This is a genomic window from Bdellovibrio bacteriovorus (genome assembly GCF_002208115.1).
Classification (GTDB): Bacteria; Bdellovibrionota; Bdellovibrionia; order Bdellovibrionales; family Bdellovibrionaceae; genus Bdellovibrio; species Bdellovibrio bacteriovorus_C.
The window spans coordinates 3534576-3552837 of record NZ_CP020946.1; the positions used below are offsets into that span (position 1 = coordinate 3534576).

Here is an 18262-nt window from a genome sequence, read left to right on the forward strand (position 1 = left end):
AGAGTTAATGCTCTAAATTTCTTTTCTTGCCAAAGACCGCAAATTGAATTCTAGATTAGCGAAATCGCAAAGGATTAAATGATGACGACGACAAGAAAAGCGACAATTGCAGGGACCGGGATGTACGCGCCTGAACGCGTGATCACCAATCAATATTTCAATGATCTTTACAAAAAAGACATCGGAACCTTCCTCGCGGAAAACCGCAACATCAAGGAACGCCGCTGGATGAATGAAGATCAGCGCACGTCGGATTTGATTCTGCCCGCCGCCGAACAGGCGATGAAAGCTGCTGGCATCACAGCCAAGGATCTGGATCTTATTATCGTCTCTACTGACACACCTGACTATCTTTCCCCGTCCACGGCCTCGGTGGTGGCTTACCGCCTGGGCGCAGTGAATGCGGGTACTTACGACATCAACACCGCGTGCGCGGGTTTTGTTGTGGGCTGCGATATCGCTTCAAAATATATTTTCGCCGACAGCAAGTACAAAAATGTTCTGGTGGTGGGCGCCTATGCGATGTCCAAGTATCTGAACTTTGATGATTACAAAATTGCTTCGCTGTTTGCCGACGGCGCGGGAGCGGTGATTTTGCAGCCGTCCAAAGACAACACCGGATTCATCGACAGCCAGATGTACACCGACGGTCAATATCACGACTATATGGGCATCTATGCCGGGGGCACAGCCCAGCCGGTCACTCACCAGGTCGTGGAAAACAAAGGTCACCTGTTGGCTTTCCCAAAACGCATTCCGCCTGAAACCAACGGCATCCACTGGCCGCGTTTGACTAATATTTTATTGGATCGCATCCAGAAGAAACCGTCTGATATCAAGCATTTCTTCATCACCCAGTTCAACGTGCAAAGCATCTATGAAACTTTGGACAAACTGGAGCTTCCGCGCGATCGCGCCCATTACGTGATGGACCGCTACGGATATACCGGTTCTGCCAGCATCGGCATGGCGGTGGCGGATGCGGCCAATCAGAAAAAAATGAAAAAAGGCGACTTGGTCTTTATGTTGGGCTCCGGCGGTGGTATGAGCATGGCTGCACTGGCTCTGGAGTGGGGATACGACACTTAATCCACGAGAAGGTAACGATGGAACTGGATTGGCTGAAACGCTGGAAGCTTTATTCTCCGAAAAATATCGCCATTAAAGATGGCGATACGGGCCGTGAATTTTCCTACGCTGATTTTTTCGATCTGGCCAACGCCGGAGCGCACGTGCTGCACGAAAAGTTCGGCATCTGCAAAGGGGACCGTGTGGCGGTCCTGGCCACCAACGAACTGGAATACGTGTTTCTGTTCTTTGCTTTGCAACGCCTGGGCGCCATCATGGTGCCGGTCAACTTCCGCCTGACCCAGCGAGAGGTCAATCACATCGTCGCCGACTCTTCGCCAAAACTGGTTTTGTTCCAGGAAGCGTATCGTGACATCGTCGAAAACCTTCCGGGCACAAGACACTATCTCCTGCAGGGACCAGACAGCTTCGCTACAGATCTGCAAAATCCGCCAGCGCAAGGGGAAATGCCCTTCGTGCCGAACGAGAATGATCCGGCGATGATCCTTTACACGTCAGGCACCACAGGCTCCCCAAAAGGCGCCATCCTGACCTACAAAATGATCTTCTGGAATTCGATCAACACAACGTTGCGACTAAATATTTCACAAACCGACTGCACGGTGATCTTTTTGCCATTCTTCCACACCGGTGGCTGGAATGTTTTAACGACTCCGTTCATTCATCGTGGCGCCAAAGTGGTGTTCTTGAAAAAATTCGACGCTGAACAAATTTTAGCTTTAAGTGAAAAAGAAAAAGCGACGCTGTTGTTCGGTGTTCCGACCACCATGGAAATGATGGCAAGGTCCCCACGTTTCAACGACACCAACTTAGAAAACATCCGCTATGCCATTGTCGGCGGCGAACCGATGCCGCTGGAGCTGATCAAGACCTGGGATAAAAAAGGCGTTCCCGTCCGCCAGGGCTATGGTCTGACCGAATTTGGTCCGAATGTGTTTTCACTGAATGAAGAAGATGCCCTTCGCAAAATCGGCTCTATCGGTTTTCCGAACTTCTATATTGAAGCCAAAGTCGTCGACCCTGAAGGCCGCGAGCTGGGGGCCAATCAGGTGGGCGAACTGCTCTTACGCGGTCCGATGATCATGCAGGGCTACTGGCACAACGAAAAGGCCACGCAAGAAACCATCAAAGAAGGCTGGCTTTGCACCGGCGATCTGGTTCGTCGTGATGACGAAGGTTATTATTATGTTGTCGGACGCAAAAAAGACATGTTCATTTCGGGTGGAGAAAACGTGTACCCGCCCGAAGTGGAGCAGATCCTGCGTTCCCACCCCGGCGTCTTAGAGGCGGCGGTCATTGGCATTCCGGATGACAAATGGGGCGAGGTCGGCAAAGCCTTTGTGGTTCGCAGCAGCAATGACCTGACGCCGGAAACCCTGCACCAGCACTGCGTTCAGAACCTGGCGAAGTTCAAAATTCCCAAACATTTCGTGTTTTTGCCGAGCCTTCCCAAAGGGGACAGCGGCAAAATTCTGAAGCGCGTTCTAGCGGAAACGGTGAATCAAAGCTTCTAACAGGTCCGTCATTTTCAGTTATACAAACGCCCTTACGGGGGTTATACAAAGGCCACGTAACCGGAGACTTTCTATGAAAAAACTGATGATGGGCCTGATGTTGGCCGTAAATCTGATTTCCCTCAACGCCTTGGCAGACAAGCAATTCGTGGGCGCTGGCAAATTCTATGATCTTATTGCTGATTACAAAACTGTTTGTAAATCTGCAGAGTGCACCAAGCCGTATCGTGAGATGATCGTTTACACAAACGGCGTGCGTGATTCCTTCCTGACAAAATTCCAATTCTCTAAGCTTGAGCGTATCTCTGACAAGCAAGCCTTCATCTGGATAGACACTGTCCTGCAAGGCGACTTCCACGCTGACGGCAAGACCGTTTTGGAAGAAGTCGTGGCGATCTTTAAAGGGACTTCCCTGGTTGCTTACAAAGTCGATTACAGCCAGTTGGCTTGGTATGTCGGCGCTTGTGGCTGGGATGGCGAAAGCATGTCGGGTTTGGAAAAATGCCCGATGGGTAAAATCCATGAGTCCAGCTTTGTGTCCCCGGATTTCAAAACCTATATCCGCAACGACGACGACATCGCCGACTTCTATAACTAGGTCCTAGGTCGAGTATTCATTTCTTGTCAGGTTGCGCGTGGAAAACTCGTGTAAACTGACAAGTATATGTTCAAGTGGATCGTCCTTTCTGTAACCCTTCTATCTTTGTGCGCCTGTGAAAAGGGCCCCAGTCTTGGGCCCGGCGACGACGATCTATTAGCCAGTGAAAACCAGGCCGACTGCGGATTTGTGCAAAATTCTTATGGTCAGCGCATCTCCTGGAAGTCCAACATCCCTGTAAAATTAAAGCTTCACAGCAGTTATCCTTTGGAATTCGAAGATGCGCTTAACAAAGCAGCCCAGCACTGGAATGATGCTGCCGGCATGACTTTGTTCACCTTCAGTCGTGTGACCGACTCTCAGGCAAACACCGCCGCCAAGGACAGCAAAAGCACTGTGCACGTCCTGACGGAATGGCCGTGGCAGGAAGCTCCGAAAAAGAACTATCAGGCGTTGACCACCCTTTACTGGCGATCAAACCAGATTTATGAAGCCGATCTGATTCTGAACGAACAGTTCTTTAACTTCTTTACTTACGACATCCCATCCATGGGTTCAGGTGTGCATCTTGAAAGTTTGATGGTGCACGAACTGGGGCATGTGTTGGGCCTCAAACACCGCGACAACACCGTGGCCAGTGTTATGTGGAGTATTTTAAGTTCAGACACAATCCGCAACACCCTGACTCAGGCGGATCGTGATACAATAAAGTGCGAGTATTAATATTATGAAGAGACAAAAGTCACCGCTGCAAAAAATGTCGCGCATGATGAGCCTGATTTTACTGATGGCGGCTCTTCCCTTTGCTTTGCACGTACTGAATGAAAAGCTTTCCCCGCAGCGCAAAGTCGCCTCTGACGGAGGCTTAAGCTCGGTGGGCACGGTCTCTGACAGCTTTGACTTAAGCGAAGCCACCCCTGAGGAATTCAGAAAAGCCTTCAAGTACCAGGTTCTTAAAAATGTCGAGCTGGATCAGTTCAGCGAGGGTCCGGGCATCAAGCTGGGGCTGTTCCTGATGAAAAGTCCGGCCGGGTCCCGCGTGTTTGTGTGTGACCGCTATCCCACCGTGGATCTGCTGTTCTCAGCAGAAGGCGTGGCAATTTCCGGTGAAATTCCAAAGATGGTCGTGCGCATCCCGTGCGTGGTCAGCGATGACCAGAACCATATCGCCGCTTTCCCGATTCCGTTTGCGCGGATCTTCGCAAGCCCGGTCAGTGATTTTGAATTCGACATCACCGCCCCTGGCATTCGTGAGGGTGGCAAAATCTATTTCCGCAATGTCGTGGATGAATGGCCGCGCGAATGGGCCTGGACCGGTGTGAAATTTTACGGGAAGGATGCTTCAGACACTTTAGAGATCACCGGCTATGAAGTGATCTCTGTTCTGGGAGAACCCCTGGTATTGCCTCAGGGGCAGTAAGCACTTAACGAACCGGCTCGAAATCAGGAACGTAACGAACCTTGTCTTCACCCTTGGATTTCTTTTCATACTCATCATAGGAACGACGGTGGCCTTCCACATCGCGGGCGATCTGTTCATCGATCTCGCGGTTTTTGCGATCGTTCAATGAATCCATGGCCACGGCATTCTTTTCTGCCGGCGGCTGCCACACATCACCAACATAGATGGCGTTGCCTTCAAAGAACTGCACTTCTTTCACAAACTTGATGCGCTTATCATAAAACACATAAGTCCAGCGGTCCTTGCCATGAAATCTTTGAGTTTGGGTGGGGCTTCCCATCAGATCAAGAACGTCGTCTTTTTCCATTCCAGGCGTGATTTCTTCAAATTGCTTCAGCATGGATGTCTGGCAGGCAGACAGCATCAGGCCAAGCGAAATCAACGGTATAGCCGCATATCGGAGCATACTTCCCCCATTCTTCTAAGGTACCAGCTTCGCCCGTTCCTCGAAAGCGAGCAACTTTCTTTTGTCTCAATATGGGACAGGGATTTTTATTTTTTCAGAATAACCGGATCGGTCAGACTGGCCGGGGCCTGAGGAGCGGACTTTTTATGCCCATCAGCAGCCTCAGAAGCTTCCACCTTTTTTACATCTTCCGGAGTTTCGTACTGACTGCGAACCTTCTTCAGGGTGCGCTTTACGGAAGATCCCAGGCTCATCTGATTTTCCATTTCTTCGATGGACTTTAAATCAATGCGTTCGTATTCACGTTTGTCCGCCAGACCCTTTTCCGGGTAACGGTATTTCAGCAGGGTTCTTTCCCGGTCATAGTCCTTCAGATTCTTTTCCATGTCCTTGTGCAAGGTCATCATGTGGCCCAGAATCTCGTTCACCTTGGCGGGATCCTTGGTGTGCTGCTTTTCCAGAATCAGCTTTTGAATTTCAGTTTCACCGGCTTTAATTTTGGCTTCCAAGGCCGCCACACGGGCCTGAACCACGCCATACCTGTCCTCGCGGGATTTGACTTCTTTCGGAGCGGCTTCCTTCTTTTCGCCGTGGCCTCCGCCATGCTCTTCACCCCCGCTGGCCAAAGCCACGGAAGCAGACAAAAGAATTGTCAAAAAGCTTAACGAAATTTTAGGAACCAGACAGGACATCTTGCCTCCAGGAAATTTTAAAAGGCAGATACTTTATTCGGTTGATCAGGACAGAGGCTTTAGCCGGAGTCAGGCCCCGCAACACAAGTCTTCCGCCTCCCACATTTGCCAGCAATCCCGCCACATCCCAGCCAAAGCGGGAATCGGTCATGGCTTCGCGCAATTGAGCCAGCAGTCGACTGGACTCGATGCCATCGATAGTGACCGTATAGGCCAAGGGCCCTGAAACCGTATCCGCGTTGGCAAAGTCAGTGACGTCAGAAAAATCGGCGGTGTCTGAAGACATCGGTGCCGGTTCAGAGGCTGGCTGCGAATTCACCGAATCCAAAGTCTGACTGAAATCGTAAGGGGCTTCTTCCATCGGTGGAACATCCCCCGGAACTTCCACAGGTTCGGCATAAGAAACATTCTCTTGTGGAGGCGCATTCATCTCCGGATCCTGCGACGGCTCGTAAGCCTGCTCGGCATACTGCTGATCATTGGAATAAGGCTGATCCTGATAGGATTGTTCCGGGATGGAGTTGTCAGGAGTGAAGGTTTCCTGCGCAGCAGAGAAATCCTGAATCGGCGGGACAAAGTCATTTCCAGGCTGCTGGAAATCCTGTCCCCCCTGAAAATCGGCCGGAGCTTCTGGCTCCGGCTCGTGTTGTGCCATTTCTGGCTGTCCATTCCAGTCGACAAAGAAAACCGCATTGCAGTGGGAACACGTGAAAAGAGTCCCCAGATGCTTATCAAGAATCTCTACCGGTTGGTGGCAACTTGGACAAGAAGCCAATTATCTTTTTCCCTTCGAATCTTTGTCCATGCGGCGACGCTCTTCACGGTTCATCGGACGATCATCACGAGGACCGCTTTGGAAAGTCATCTTACGCTTGGGAGCCTCTTCAGTCTCTGGCAGGCTGTGACCGATATCCGCTTCGCTAGGAGATGAATAATCCAATTCATCCAAGTCAGCTTCTTCCGGACGCAGGCTTTCCAGAACTTCCTGCTCGTTCTGCTGGGCCACCAGTTGAACGCGCATCACTTTCTCGATGGCATCCGACTTGATGGTGTTGTTCAAAGTCTCAAAGGCTTTGAACGCCTCTTTTTTGTACTCGATCAAAGGATCTTTCTGCGCGTAACCACGCAATGAGATACCTTCTTTCAGTTTGTCGATCACGTACAAGTGGTTCTTCCAGTGATGATCAATGCTTTGCAGAAGGATCATTTTCTGAACCTGCTCAAAGAACGGACCCATGGAATTTTTCTGACGATCCCAGACTTCTTTCACGCCGGATTTCACAGCGTCGGTCACCGTTTCAGTGTTCACAGCCATGGTCGCAAAGTCGATTTTGAAACCGAAGCTTTGTGCCAGGGAGTTATTCAGACCTTCCAGGCTCCACTCTTCTTTTTTGCCGCCTTCAGGGATGTGGGTATCCAACAAATTGGAAACAACATCACCCAGCCAGTCCAGAGTGGTTCTTTCGATTTCCTGACCTTCCAAAACCTTGCGGCGCATGCCATAGATCGCGTTTCTCTGCGCATTCATCACAGAGTCGTATTCCATCAGGTTTTTACGGATATCAAAGTTGTGACCTTCAACCTTGCGCTGAGCGCCTTCGATCGCGTTGGTCACCATTTTGGCTGTGATTGGTTCATCCTCAGGGATGTTCAGCATTTCCATGATTTTCTGGATGCGCTCACCATTGAAGATTCTCATCAGCTTGTCTTCCAAAGACAGATAGAATCTGGATTCACCCGGATCCCCCTGACGACCGGAACGACCACGCAACTGGTTGTCGATACGGCGGGATTCGTGACGTTCAGTACCGATGATGTACAAACCACCCACGGCACGAACTTCCGCACGCTCCGCTTCAACCTGAGGTTTGATCTTCTGAACCGCTTCCGCGAATTCCGGAGAATCATCATTGCCCACTTGTGCCTTTGCCAGCATGTCAGCGTTACCGCCCAGCATGATGTCAGTACCACGACCGGCCATATTGGTGGCGATGGTCACAGCCCCTTTGCGGCCCGCTTGTGCGATGATTTCCGCTTCACGCTCGTGGTGTTTCGCATTCAGAACTTCGTGCTTAACGCCTTCTTTGCGCAGGAACGAGCTCAAAGCTTCGGATTTTTCGATGGATTCAGTACCCACCAGAATCGGCTGACCCTTGGCCATACGCTCTTTGATATCAGCGGTGATGGCTTTGAACTTCGCTTTTTCTGATTTATAAACCACGTCTTCCTGATCCTTACGCTGGATCGGACGGTTGGTCGGAATCACGTTCACTTCAAGATTGTAAATCTTTTTGAACTCAACTGCCTCTGTATCCGCAGTCCCGGTCATGCCAGACAGTTTTTCGTACATACGGAAATAGTTCTGGAAGGTGATGGTCGCCAAAGTCTGATTTTCAGACTTCACTTCAACGCCTTCTTTGGCTTCGATGGCCTGGTGCAGACCATCGCTCCAGCGACGACCCGGCATCAAACGACCGGTGAATTCATCGACGATCACGATCTCGCCGTCCTTGATCATGTATTCCACATCAAGACGATACAGATAGTGAGCTTTCAGACCCTGATACACGTGGTGCAGGATTTCGATGTTTTGCGGATCGTAAAGGTTGGAAAGACCCATCAGCTCTTCGACTTTCGCGTTTCCAGCGTCAGTCAGGGAGGCTGTTTTGGATTTTTCCTCCATGGTGAAGTGAACATCGCGCTTCAGGTGCGGGATGATCTGATTCACAGCATAGTATTTGTCAGTGGAGGATTCCGCAGGACCGGAAATGATCAGCGGCGTACGCGCTTCGTCGACCAGGATGGAGTCGCACTCATCGACGATGGCATAATAGTGAGGTCTTTGAACATAGTCGTTCAAATCAAACTTCATGTTATCGCGAAGATAGTCGAAACCAAGTTCATTGTTGGTGCAGTAAGTGATGTCACAAGCGTACATCTGCTTGCGCTGCTGGTCTGTCAGACCGTGAACGATGATACCCGTGGTAAGACCCAGCCAGCCGTAAAGACGACCCATGTGCTCGGCATCACGACGAACCAGGTAATCATTCACAGTTACAACGTGCACACCGCGACCCGTAAGAGCGTTCAGGTAAACCGGCAAAGTAGCCACCAGGGTTTTACCTTCACCCGTTCTCATCTCGGCGATGTTACCGCGATTCAGAACATAACCACCGATCAACTGAACGTCATAGTGGCGCATTCCCAACACACGCTTAGAGGCTTCACGGCAGACCGCAAATGCTTCCGGCAGGATATCGTGAACTGTTTCGCCTTTCTTCAGTCTCTCTTGAAACTCGGGAGTCTTGGCTTTGAGTTGATCATCCGTAAGAGCTGCCATCTGAGGTTCCAGGGCATTGATACGATCCACAGTGGGCTGGATCTTTTTCATCTCGCGGTCGTGCTTCGTTCCGAACATTTTTGTCAAAATTTGTGTAACCATAGCCTATGAGGATAGACCCAAATTGACATAAGCGGCAAGGTAAGGGGGCAATTTCTGGATGCGTCATTGACGCGATTTCATTCAGAATTTCAAAGACTTCCTCGAGAGTGACCCCGACCAAAGCCTTAAACTATCGCAATGTAAATCGCACCTGACGAAGACCCTCATAAGCCGCGATCGCCACACTGGTAGCGAGATTCAGGCTGCGAGCCCCCTCCCCAATCATGGGAATGGTGACGGTCTGCTGTGGGTGCTTTTGCAGGAATTCGGGATCCAGTCCTTTGGTTTCTTTACCAAAAACGAACCAGTCTCCGGATTGGTACTGAGGTTCAAAATAGGTGCGCTGGGTCTTGGTGGTGAAAAGCCAGATGCGGGACGGATCTTCGACGTGTTTCCACCAGTCCTCGAAGGTTTCGTGGCGATACCAGGTCAGGTGAGGCCAGTAATCCAGCCCCGCCCGTTTCAAGTTGGTGTCGTTGATCTCAAAACCCATTTTTCCGACAATGTGCAGTTCGCAGTTGGTGCCAACACACGTGCGCCCGATATTTCCGGTGTTTTGCGGGATTTCGGGCTCGATAAGAACAATGCGGAAAAGCTTTTCTGTATTAGGCAAGGTGTCTGTAAACCTCTTGGCCCAGTTTGGACAGCGCCAGTCGACGACCTTTATCGACGATCAGCTCAAGATTCATCAGCTCACGATAGAGCGTCAAATCAATCGGTACAATCTCCCGGCCAGAGGAGCGACCCAGTCTCTGAATATAAGTGACCTGCTTGTCACTGAGTTTGGAAGTCAGCACCGGCTGCTCTTCCATGGAACGTCTCCAGTCTCCGCCTGAAATCACCGTGGCATTCACCGGCAGCTTCAGAGGATTCAGGAAATAGATCCAAGCTTTGACCGGAGCGGACATGCCTTCCGGGTGCACTTCGATCTCTTCTCTGGAGTAAAGGCTCTTGTCAGGATCCAGACGGTTGTAACCGTGGAATTCATCCATCAGGCTCAACAATAAATCGGATCCCTTAAGTTCAATCAGTTGCCCCGGAACCAGGTCAGATCCCCCTTTGACCACAGCCGGGAAGCCCACTTTCAAGCGGTAGGCTGTCGCCTTAACCCTTGCAAATACTGAAGATTCCACGAAATTCTGGATCTTGCTGAAATGGACCATGCCCTCGCAAAAAGAACCGTAAACGAAAAAACGCGTTGTAGTCATTATCCCCCCCGAGTACGACAACAAAGTTTGATTTTCCGAAAAAGAGGTCCCGTGTGTACCAAAAACCACATGGCACCGCAAGCCGCTTTGCCAGGGCATTTTCTTTTTTTCCAAGCAGTGACACTTACTGGTCTGCGTTATTACGAAATTAAAAAAAATAAATGACCTTTCTAGTTTTTGCATTCCTGATTTCCTTTGCTATCCTTTTGAAAATCCAAATTTGGAATTTCTTTTCCTGAACAAAGAAGTAGATGAAAAAAATTGAGGCAATCATAAAACCCTTCAAGCTTGATGATGTGGTCGATGCTCTCTCAGAGGTCGGCGTTGAAGGGATCACTGTCTCAGAAGTTCGTGGTTTCGGCCGGCAAAAAGGGCGCACTGAGGTTTACAAAGGCGCCGAATATGTTGTCGACTTTCTCCCTAAGATAAAAATTGAAGTGGTTCTTCCCGCGGCTCTGGTTGACAGTGCGGTGGAGGCCATTCGCAAAACAGCTCACACAGGCAAGATTGGTGACGGTAAAATCTTTGTACTTCCTGTGGACTCAGCCCTTCGCATCCGCACCGGTGAGAAGGACGAGCAGGCACTTTAGATTATAGTTTTAACCCCCAGGGAGGCTCACGATGACCGGTAAAGATGTATTGAAGTTCGCCAATGAAAAAGGCGCGAAAATGGTGGATCTGAAGTTCTGCGATATGCTTGGAACTTGGCAGCACCTGACTGTGCCTTTGCACCAACTGACTGCTGAGGCTTTTGAAGAAGGCTACGGCTTTGACGGAAGCTCCATCCGCGGATGGAAAGGGATCGAGGAATCAGACATGATCATCATGCCGGATCCTTCCACAGCGATGATGGACCCCTTCATGCAGGTTCCAACATTGTCTTTGATCTGCGATGTCTGCCTTCCTGAAACACTTCAAGCTTACAATCGTGACCCCCGCCAAGTGGTGAAAAAAGCCATCGCTTACATGCAGTCCACCGGGATTGCTGACACAGCTTACTTCGGTCCGGAAGCGGAATTCTTCATCTTTGATGACATCCGTTACGAACAAACCAACAACTCTGCCTTCTATATGATCGACAGTGACGAAGCTGTCTGGAACACCGGCCGCGACGAAGGTGGCAAAAATCTGGGTTACAAAGTCCGTCCTAAAGAGGGTTACTTCCCGGCCCTGCCAACAGACTCCCAGCAGGATCTAAGAACCGAAATCTGCCTTGAACTTGAAAGATGCGGCATGCAAGTGGAACGTCATCACCACGAAGTTGCCTCCAGCCAGGGTGAGATCAACTTCCGCTTCGACACCGCCCTGAACATGGGCGACAAAATGATGTGGTTCAAATACATCGTGAAGAACGTGGCAAAACGCTACGGTAAAACCGTGACCTTCATGCCAAAACCGATCTTCGGCGACAACGGTTCAGGCATGCACATCCATATGTCCCTGTGGAAAGATGGAAAAAACCTGTTCGCGGGCAACAAATACGCCGGCCTTTCTGAAATGGCTTTGCATTACATCGGCGGTGTTTTGAAACACGCTCCGGCTCTTTGCGGTATCATCAACCCGACAACCAACTCTTACAAGCGTCTGGTTCCGGGCTTTGAAGCTCCGACAAAACTGGCTTACAGCTTCAAAAACCGTTCTGCGGCAATGCGCATCCCGAACTCGGGTCCAAATCCGAAGGCAAAACGTATTGAGTTCCGCACTCCAGATCCATCTGCCAACATTTATCTGGCGGAAGCAGCCATCCTGATGGCGGGTCTTGACGGCATTATCAATAAAATCAATCCGGGTGATCCACTGGACAAAGACATCTACGGTTTGCCGCCTCAAGAGGCAGCCGCGATCCCTTCTGTTCCGGGCACTTTGGAAGAAAGCTTGAATCATCTTATGAAAAACTGCAGCTTCCTGAAAAAAGGCGATGTTTTCACTGATGACTTGATCGAAACCTGGGTTCAGTACAAAATCGACAAAGAAGTGCGTCCGGTTCAACAAAGACCGGTTCCCTACGAGTTCCACCTGTACTACGATTGCTAAAGCGCTTTTGCGCAGGAGGCAGCGCAAGCCCTGGCTTGTGCTGCTGGACTAGATCAGCTTTAGATAAGGAAAGAATATGGCATCTGACGACGTAAGAAATTTTATGGGCTATCTGTGGATCCGAAAGGAAGATGGACTCATCACTATCGGTATCAACGAAGACGGTCTTGAAGACTTCGAATCCATTTCTTCTGTGGACCTTCCTGCAGAAAATGAACAGGTCGAAGAAGATGTCGTGATCGGAACTCTTGAAACTGATGACGGTCCGCTGGACATCTACACTCCGGTTGCCGGAACTGTGGTGGAAGTAAATTCCCAGGTTATCGACGATCCATCTTTGATCATGGAAGACCCATATGAAGAGGGTTGGTTGATCCGCATCGAGGCTGATGAAGAAGCCGATGAGGACGATGAAGACGAAGATGATGATGACGACGACGATGAGGATGAAGACGACGATTATGACGACGAGGACGAAGACTAGTCCTTAACGACAAAGCCCCGGAAAACCGGGGCTTTTTTTATTCCCGAATCAGTGCCAGGTGGTTCCCTTCGGCGCCATGCGATCCAGTTTTCTGGCGGTCAGCCAGGCCCCAATCACAAAAGCAGATCCGATCAAAATGTGCACAATGTGATCGGCGGTTCCCAGCTCGAGGTATCCTGGAATCAAACGCCACCAGAATGAATCATAGTCCATCGTTGGAGGAATCATCGTGGTGTTGGATCCGAAAAGGAATCCCGCAAGACCCAGCATTCCATAGATCGCACCAAAGATATAACTAAAGCGCTCAGCAGAAATCAGAGAATTATTCACCCCAAACCACAAGGCCGCAATGCCCGAAAATATGTGCACCAGATTGTGGGTCCAGCCCAGATGCATTCCAAACAGGTTCGGCAAAACAAATCCAGCCATTCCCACCAGCACAAAGGCAACGCCGACAACCATACACACCCATTGAGCCGGCGAGGTTTCGTTTTCAGCCAGCACGACGGGTTTTTCTTCGGGACGCTGAACAGGTTTCGAGACTTTCTCTTGTTTAGGAATTTCTTTGGGTGTTCTTTCAAAGTTCGGTCTTTGCGGTTCCATAAGATGCTCCTTTGTTTTAACAGCACCATTATCCGCCTTCCCCAAGGGCTTCGGCAGAAGACTTATGGAATTTTGACAAGATTCATTGACCGATCTGCGATTCAACAGGAATCCGGTGACCCTGTTTGGACCTTCTGCTAAATTCCGTCCATGTCTGCAAGGTTTGAGAATCTGATTTTATATGCCATCTGCACTCTGATCTGGGGCTCCACCTGGCTTGTGATCACCTTTCAGATTGATGCCGCTTCTCCGGTGACCTCGGTTTTCTGGCGTTTTCTGCTGTCAACAGCTCTGCTGCTGCTGTTCTGTTTCTGGAAAAAACAAAATCTAAAATATTCCCGTCACGACCATCTGCTGTTTGCGGGTCAGGGTGTATTGATGTTTTCCATCAACTACATGCTGACCTATGTGGCGGAAACGATGATCAGCTCTGGCATGGTCGCACTAAGTTTCACTTTGCTGGTTTACTACAATATGTTCGGCATGCGCCTGTTCTTTAAAAAGCCGATCACCGCAAACGTCATCTGGGGATCATTGCTGGGTGGCGTGGGGATTGTTTTCATTTTTCTGAATGAGATTCTGAATTTCGATCCCAGCTCTAAAACCATCTGGGGTCTGCTGGTGGGATTCCTGGCGACGCTATCCGCTTCCCTCGGAAATATGGTCGCGCAAAAGAGCTATCAAAAACGAATCCCGGTGGTGGTCACCAACACCTGGGGCATGTTGTACGGAAGCATGTTCACTTTGATCGTGGCGCTGGTGCTGCAACATGATTTAAGCATACCGCTGAATGCCCGCTTCCTGGGGGCTCTCTTCTATCTGGCGCTGTTCGGCTCGGTGATTGCCTTTGGGGCGTATCTGTCTTTGGCGGGAAGAATTGGAGCGGAGAAAGCCGCTTATACAAGCGTGCTTTCTCCGGTGATTGCCCTGACACTTTCCAGCTTCTTTGAGAACTTCCACTGGACGCCTTATATCGTCATTGGTGTGGTTCTGTGCCTGCTGGGAAATGTACTGACGCTTACCAAGCGGGCGGGTTGATTCCCGGAGGAAGGAAGAACACACCCACTTGGAACATGATGGAAATCGTTTTATCTGTTGTTTTTCTTAAGTCACGGCCCTGCGGGGCGCCGTTATCGACGATGATCAAACCGTCATTGCTGCCGGAAATATAAGTGTGTCCCGGAGTATAACCCGCCCCATTCATCATGATGGCACCCAAAATCGGTTTATACTTCGTTGAATCCCAGGCAACCCAGCCGGCTTTATAAAGAGCCATGGAATAATTCACGACGGCCGCGGTGCTGGACCAGATCAACTGATTGCCCTTGGTTTTATTAAAGTCATCAGTCACCCGATAGCCCGCACGCTGATAAGCCTGACGCAGAAGTTCCGACTGAAATTCGGCACAAGGAACATTCGAAAATCCGTGACGAACCGCCGTACCTTGGGTCGCAATACTCCAGGCTCCGGTGGTTGTGATCGCTCCGGTTTTTTCAAAGTCGATAGATCTTTGGGTCGCAACCTTTTTATCGATCATCAAATAAGATTTCGGAGTAGCGACCTCGCGGTTCACCGCTTTTTGCAGTTCTGCAAAAATACTTTGGTACTTTTCACGCTGGGCCACGGACATGGTTTCCGGCTTCACGCCCTGATTCAATTTTGCGCCAAAACGTTTGGTTACGGACGTGACGTAATTAAACTTGGGCTTTCCGTTGGGCTGATAGTACTTCAGAAAACCCTCTCCCGGTGCCGCCGCCTGAACCACTGCAAAGTTTCCTTCGGTTCCTTCCAGGTTGCCAACAATGGAAGCAAAAACAAACAGTCCGCCCGAGGTTTTGTTGATTTCATCAATCTTGCTTTGCGGGAACTGCGTCTTGAACGCCTCAGTGACAGAAACGATTTTCACCGGATACAGAAATCCGGTGCTGGATCTTTCGATGGCTCCGCTGGAGGTGCGGTAATCCAGATGTTTGACTTCGTAATTGGATGGAACCTCGATCTGGGTTCCCGCGGGAAGTTCGACCTTGTTTTCAAGGATGCCGGATTTTTCATGGCGCAGGGTCATGGCCTGATTTAACAACAACTTCTGACTGGTGACCGCTGAACCACCGCCTGCACCGGTATTGCCGCCCGCTTCTTCCTCCGGGGACTCCACTTCCGGAGTCGGCGGCACAAGCGAGGCGCTTTCGTTGCCGGTTTCATCAATCGCCGGGAAATCATTGGCTGGTGCGCATGCCGCCAGAGTCAAAAGTGCTGCCAACAAAAAAGACTTGGTGATTTTTGTGGTTCCTGCCATCGGACCTCCGTTCACAGAGGTCTTCGGCCGACTCACATTAGGAATTTAATGTTTTTTGTGGTGTAAAAACTTTTTTCACAAGATTGACTGCAAGTGCCCAAATTCTGAATGAAAGAACAAGACGGCTTGTTTGTTTACGGACCTCGAGGCGAGGTCCGTGATCTTTCTTTACTTTCCGACCAGGGACTTTAATTCACTCACAAGCCCCTGCATCCCGTGGGACATCTGTGACATCTGATCGCTGGTCTGCGCCACTTCCTGCGCAACCTGGGCGTTTTTTTGTGAAGCCTGATCCAGCCTGTTCATTGCTTCACTGATCAAAGTGATGCCGCGGGACTGTTCATGACTGGCTCCGGCGATTTCGTTGTTGATCTCAAGCACTTTCTTGGCTGAATCCAAAAACTTTTGCAGCTGTTCACCGCTTTCGGCCGCCGCCTTGCTGCCGTCGTGAATGCGGGAAACACTTTCTTCGATCATCTTGGATATGCCCTTGGCTGAATCAGCACTTCTTTGCGCCAGTCCCCGAACAGCATCCGCAACCACCGCAAAACCTTTTCCCATCTCTCCGGCTCTGGCCGCTTCAACAGAGGCATTCAAAGCCAACAGGTTCGTCTGAAAGGCAATATCATCGATCACCTGGCTGACATCCCGGATCGCTGCGGAGGATTCTTTTAGTGTCTCCATCGAGGCAATCAGCTTCTGCACGGACTCGGCCCCGGCCTTGGATGCGGCAAAACTTTCGGCCGACAATGCTGATGCGGTTTTTGCGCTTTCTGAATTCAACTTCACCATGCCGGAAAGCTCCTCTAGCGAAGCCACCGTTTCTTCAAGTGAGGCGGCGGACTGAGTCGCACCCTGCGCCAAATCCTGACTGGCCCGATTCAAGTGTGCACTGGTTTCATCCAGTGAATCCCCTGAACTTTCGATATTGGCCGCAAACCGGGTCATTCGACTTACCAGACTCTGGGTCACAAGCATTCCACCCGCCAAACAGAACAAAACACCAAGAACTGCCACCACCACATTCAGGGTTCTTAAACCCGCACCTGATTGATGGGCCGTTTCGGCATCCTTTTCTATCAGCCCCCCCAGCGCTTCCATTTTTTCCTCAAGCACCTTAAAGCTCTTGTTGAAATCTTCAAGCTCGCTTAAGGCCGCCCGATATCCCTGGGTGCTGGCAAGACCCACAATCTTTCGGGTCTGCCCAATGTACCTTTCCATTTCGGGCTTGGTTTCGGCAATGGCTCGACGAGTGCTTTCGTTCAACGGCAATTCTTCCAAAGCCTGCAGGTACCGTTGGAAGTCCCCCGCTTTTTCCTCTGTCTCTTGCGCAATCGCCTTGAGATTGTCTGCTTCGTTGCTTTCAGCCGCCAGCAAGGAAGCCAGCACCACGGAGCGCAGACCGTCATGCATCATATCCGCCAGAGTCATATTACGAACCGCTGGCAACTGAACTTTTGCAACATTATCAAACTGATTCATCAAGGTGGTGGAGTTCACATAGGAAAGAACCGCCACTCCCATCAGGACAACGATAAATCCACCACACAGGAACAACAGTCGTTTTCTTAAAGTCCAGTTCATGACTGCCTTCTACCAAAGCTTGGATTCGATTGAGAGATAAACGAAGACACCCCGTTCATGTTCAACCGCTGACGGCCCCAGCCCCAGCAGTGCTCCAATGCCCGGAACCACTTCTGTTTCCTGACCTACATCAAAAGCCGTACGAATCCCCGGAACGATGTAATAAGTGGACTCGCTGGCCTTGGTGTCCTGAGCCACCACAGATTCGGCATTATTAAAGGCAAATTCACACAACAGATTCGTTTTCGGGGTCACATTGTAAATAACACTGGTGCCGAAGTTAAATCCGAATACAGAGGCCGTATCCCCATCCGAATTCTTGGCATCCGGAGTGTAGGTAAATCCGGCATTCCAATGGTTGGTCCACTTTTCATTCAGAGTCAGAGACACCGCCTGATTGAATTGGAAACCCACCACGCCGTTGCCAAAACCTTTTTTATAATCTCCGGTCGGCACAATCAGAGTAAAGCGAGGAGCGATGGCGACAAGTTCGGTGTTGAGTAGCTGATAACGATAGTTCAAGAGCACGTCACCCACCTGGGTTTCCTCTTCAACACCGTTCAGTTTCATCACCGGGATCACGTAGGAAAACTGATGGGTTTCATCGGTTATTGGAATCTCATTTGTAAAGTTATAAGTCCATTCATGAGCCGGATCCATGTACTGATAGGACTGGATGAACTGAACAACACCGGCCTCCTGGTTGTAGGCCTCTTCAATTAAAAAGGAATTGTCTTTGACGACTTCGGCGGATGTCACCGCGCACACAGACAACACACTCAGCACAACAGCGAGACTTCTAAAGAACAGCATGTAATTTCCCTCCGGATATTAATGATATTCTTTCGAA

Annotated in this window: 19 protein-coding genes; 9 read left to right on the forward strand and 10 right to left on the reverse strand. The window is 50.2% G+C overall.

Going from position 1 to position 18262, the window contains the following annotated elements; translation table 11 throughout:
- Positions 1-78 precede the first annotated feature (78 nt).
- The 5 genes from B9G79_RS16920 (at position 79) to B9G79_RS16940 (ending at position 4621) form a co-directional block, all read left to right on the forward strand.
- Positions 79-1089: a ketoacyl-ACP synthase III gene (locus B9G79_RS16920; RefSeq protein ID WP_088566533.1), complete on the forward strand. Its 1011-nt coding sequence runs from the start codon at positions 79-81 to the stop codon at positions 1087-1089.
- A gap of 17 nt (positions 1090-1106) precedes the next feature.
- A complete protein-coding gene (locus B9G79_RS16925; protein WP_088566534.1) occupies positions 1107-2603 on the forward strand; it encodes an acyl-CoA synthetase in 1497 nt (498 codons plus the stop codon).
- 73 nt (positions 2604-2676) lie between these two features.
- The gene (locus B9G79_RS16930) at positions 2677-3201 is read left to right on the forward strand and encodes a hypothetical protein (protein WP_088566535.1); all 525 of its coding nucleotides are present in this window, start codon (positions 2677-2679) and stop codon (positions 3199-3201) included.
- 66 nt (positions 3202-3267) lie between these two features.
- Positions 3268-3924: a matrixin family metalloprotease gene (locus B9G79_RS16935; RefSeq protein ID WP_088566536.1), complete on the forward strand. Its 657-nt coding sequence runs from the start codon at positions 3268-3270 to the stop codon at positions 3922-3924.
- 4 nt (positions 3925-3928) lie between these two features.
- Positions 3929-4621, forward strand: a complete 693-nt coding sequence (locus B9G79_RS16940; protein ID WP_088566537.1) for a hypothetical protein — start codon at positions 3929-3931, stop codon at positions 4619-4621.
- Between the two features lie 4 nt (positions 4622-4625).
- Here B9G79_RS16940 and B9G79_RS16945 read toward each other — a convergent pair whose 3' ends face one another.
- The 6 genes from B9G79_RS16945 to B9G79_RS16970 all read right to left on the reverse strand — a co-directional run bounded on the left by B9G79_RS16945 (position 4626) and on the right by B9G79_RS16970 (position 10411).
- Positions 4626-5069, reverse strand: coding sequence for an outer membrane protein assembly factor BamE (locus tag B9G79_RS16945; RefSeq protein ID WP_011162873.1), 444 nt, complete (start codon positions 5067-5069; stop codon positions 4626-4628).
- An 86-nt stretch (positions 5070-5155) separates the two neighbouring features.
- A complete protein-coding gene (locus B9G79_RS16950) occupies positions 5156-5761 on the reverse strand; it encodes a hypothetical protein (protein ID WP_088566538.1) in 606 nt (201 codons plus the stop codon).
- Positions 5742-6416 (reverse strand): hypothetical protein, encoded by a 675-nt coding sequence (locus B9G79_RS16955; RefSeq protein ID WP_232468851.1) that lies wholly within the window; start codon positions 6414-6416, stop codon positions 5742-5744. Before B9G79_RS16955 ends, B9G79_RS16950 begins: the two co-directional genes overlap by 20 nt.
- 120 nt (positions 6417-6536) lie before the next feature.
- Positions 6537-9203 carry a preprotein translocase subunit SecA gene (secA, locus tag B9G79_RS16960; protein WP_088566540.1) on the reverse strand — a complete coding sequence of 889 codons (2667 nt, stop codon included), beginning with the start codon at positions 9201-9203 and terminating at the stop codon, positions 6537-6539.
- Between the two features lie 130 nt (positions 9204-9333).
- On the reverse strand, positions 9334-9816 hold the full coding sequence (locus B9G79_RS16965) for a tRNA (cytidine(34)-2'-O)-methyltransferase (RefSeq protein ID WP_011162869.1): 483 nt from the start codon (positions 9814-9816) through the stop codon (positions 9334-9336).
- Positions 9809-10411, reverse strand: a complete 603-nt coding sequence (locus tag B9G79_RS16970; RefSeq protein ID WP_232468853.1) for a gamma-glutamylcyclotransferase family protein — start codon at positions 10409-10411, stop codon at positions 9809-9811. The genes B9G79_RS16965 and B9G79_RS16970 overlap by 8 nt, the downstream gene beginning before the upstream one ends.
- Before the next feature lie 251 nt (positions 10412-10662).
- Here B9G79_RS16970 and B9G79_RS16975 point away from each other — a divergent pair, with 251 nt between their 5' ends.
- The 3 genes from B9G79_RS16975 to B9G79_RS16985 all read left to right on the forward strand — a co-directional run bounded on the left by B9G79_RS16975 (position 10663) and on the right by B9G79_RS16985 (position 12929).
- Positions 10663-11001 carry a P-II family nitrogen regulator gene (locus tag B9G79_RS16975; RefSeq protein ID WP_088566542.1) on the forward strand — a complete coding sequence of 113 codons (339 nt, stop codon included), beginning with the start codon at positions 10663-10665 and terminating at the stop codon, positions 10999-11001.
- Between the two features lie 31 nt (positions 11002-11032).
- Entirely contained in the window at positions 11033-12445 is a 1413-nt protein-coding gene (gene glnA / locus B9G79_RS16980; RefSeq protein WP_088566543.1) for a type I glutamate--ammonia ligase, read from the forward strand.
- A 76-nt stretch (positions 12446-12521) separates the two neighbouring features.
- The gene (locus B9G79_RS16985; RefSeq protein ID WP_088566544.1) at positions 12522-12929 is read left to right on the forward strand and encodes a glycine cleavage system protein H; all 408 of its coding nucleotides are present in this window, start codon (positions 12522-12524) and stop codon (positions 12927-12929) included.
- Between the two features lie 48 nt (positions 12930-12977).
- On the opposite strand, the gene B9G79_RS16990 is transcribed toward B9G79_RS16985, so the two are convergent.
- A complete protein-coding gene (locus B9G79_RS16990; protein WP_088566545.1) occupies positions 12978-13532 on the reverse strand; it encodes a DUF4383 domain-containing protein in 555 nt (184 codons plus the stop codon).
- 150 nt (positions 13533-13682) lie between these two features.
- Between B9G79_RS16990 and B9G79_RS16995 the strand changes: the two genes are divergently transcribed.
- Entirely contained in the window at positions 13683-14570 is an 888-nt protein-coding gene (locus tag B9G79_RS16995) for a DMT family transporter (protein ID WP_088566546.1), read from the forward strand.
- Here B9G79_RS16995 and B9G79_RS17000 read toward each other — a convergent pair.
- From B9G79_RS17000 to B9G79_RS17010, 3 genes are all read right to left on the reverse strand, one after another.
- A complete protein-coding gene (locus B9G79_RS17000; protein WP_088566547.1) occupies positions 14551-15828 on the reverse strand; it encodes a hypothetical protein in 1278 nt (425 codons plus the stop codon). The two genes, B9G79_RS16995 and B9G79_RS17000, sit on opposite strands and share 20 nt — an antisense overlap.
- Before the next feature lie 168 nt (positions 15829-15996).
- Positions 15997-17412, reverse strand: a complete 1416-nt coding sequence (locus tag B9G79_RS17005; RefSeq protein WP_088566548.1) for a HAMP domain-containing methyl-accepting chemotaxis protein — start codon at positions 17410-17412, stop codon at positions 15997-15999.
- Positions 17413-17421: 9 nt separating this feature from the next.
- Positions 17422-18225 (reverse strand): DUF3187 family protein, encoded by an 804-nt coding sequence (locus tag B9G79_RS17010; RefSeq protein ID WP_088566549.1) that lies wholly within the window; start codon positions 18223-18225, stop codon positions 17422-17424.
- Positions 18226-18262 lie beyond the last annotated feature (37 nt).

Bases quoted from the DNA above. Each gene is read 5' to 3' on its own strand.
- B9G79_RS16955 (WP_232468851.1), bottom strand. From the start codon at position 6,416: ATGGCACAACACGAGCCGGAGCCAGAAGCTCCGGCCGATTTTCAGGGG.
- B9G79_RS16995 (WP_088566546.1), top strand. From the start codon at position 13,683: ATGTCTGCAAGGTTTGAGAATCTGATTTTATATGCCATCTGCACTCTG.
- B9G79_RS16945 (WP_011162873.1), bottom strand. From the start codon at position 5,069: ATGCTCCGATATGCGGCTATACCGTTGATTTCGCTTGGCCTGATGCTG.
- glnA (WP_088566543.1), top strand. From the start codon at position 11,033: ATGACCGGTAAAGATGTATTGAAGTTCGCCAATGAAAAAGGCGCGAAA.
- B9G79_RS16925 (WP_088566534.1), top strand. From the start codon at position 1,107: ATGGAACTGGATTGGCTGAAACGCTGGAAGCTTTATTCTCCGAAAAAT.
- B9G79_RS16985 (WP_088566544.1), top strand. From the start codon at position 12,522: ATGGCATCTGACGACGTAAGAAATTTTATGGGCTATCTGTGGATCCGA.
- B9G79_RS17000 (WP_088566547.1), bottom strand. From the start codon at position 15,828: ATGGCAGGAACCACAAAAATCACCAAGTCTTTTTTGTTGGCAGCACTT.
- B9G79_RS17010 (WP_088566549.1), bottom strand. From the start codon at position 18,225: ATGCTGTTCTTTAGAAGTCTCGCTGTTGTGCTGAGTGTGTTGTCTGTG.
- B9G79_RS16950 (WP_088566538.1), bottom strand. From the start codon at position 5,761: ATGTCCTGTCTGGTTCCTAAAATTTCGTTAAGCTTTTTGACAATTCTT.
- B9G79_RS16935 (WP_088566536.1), top strand. From the start codon at position 3,268: ATGTTCAAGTGGATCGTCCTTTCTGTAACCCTTCTATCTTTGTGCGCC.
- B9G79_RS16990 (WP_088566545.1), bottom strand. From the start codon at position 13,532: ATGGAACCGCAAAGACCGAACTTTGAAAGAACACCCAAAGAAATTCCT.
- B9G79_RS16940 (WP_088566537.1), top strand. From the start codon at position 3,929: ATGAAGAGACAAAAGTCACCGCTGCAAAAAATGTCGCGCATGATGAGC.
- B9G79_RS17005 (WP_088566548.1), bottom strand. From the start codon at position 17,412: ATGAACTGGACTTTAAGAAAACGACTGTTGTTCCTGTGTGGTGGATTT.
- B9G79_RS16920 (WP_088566533.1), top strand. From the start codon at position 79: ATGATGACGACGACAAGAAAAGCGACAATTGCAGGGACCGGGATGTAC.
- secA (WP_088566540.1), bottom strand. From the start codon at position 9,203: ATGGTTACACAAATTTTGACAAAAATGTTCGGAACGAAGCACGACCGC.
- B9G79_RS16970 (WP_232468853.1), bottom strand. From the start codon at position 10,411: ATGACTACAACGCGTTTTTTCGTTTACGGTTCTTTTTGCGAGGGCATG.
- B9G79_RS16975 (WP_088566542.1), top strand. From the start codon at position 10,663: ATGAAAAAAATTGAGGCAATCATAAAACCCTTCAAGCTTGATGATGTG.
- B9G79_RS16930 (WP_088566535.1), top strand. From the start codon at position 2,677: ATGAAAAAACTGATGATGGGCCTGATGTTGGCCGTAAATCTGATTTCC.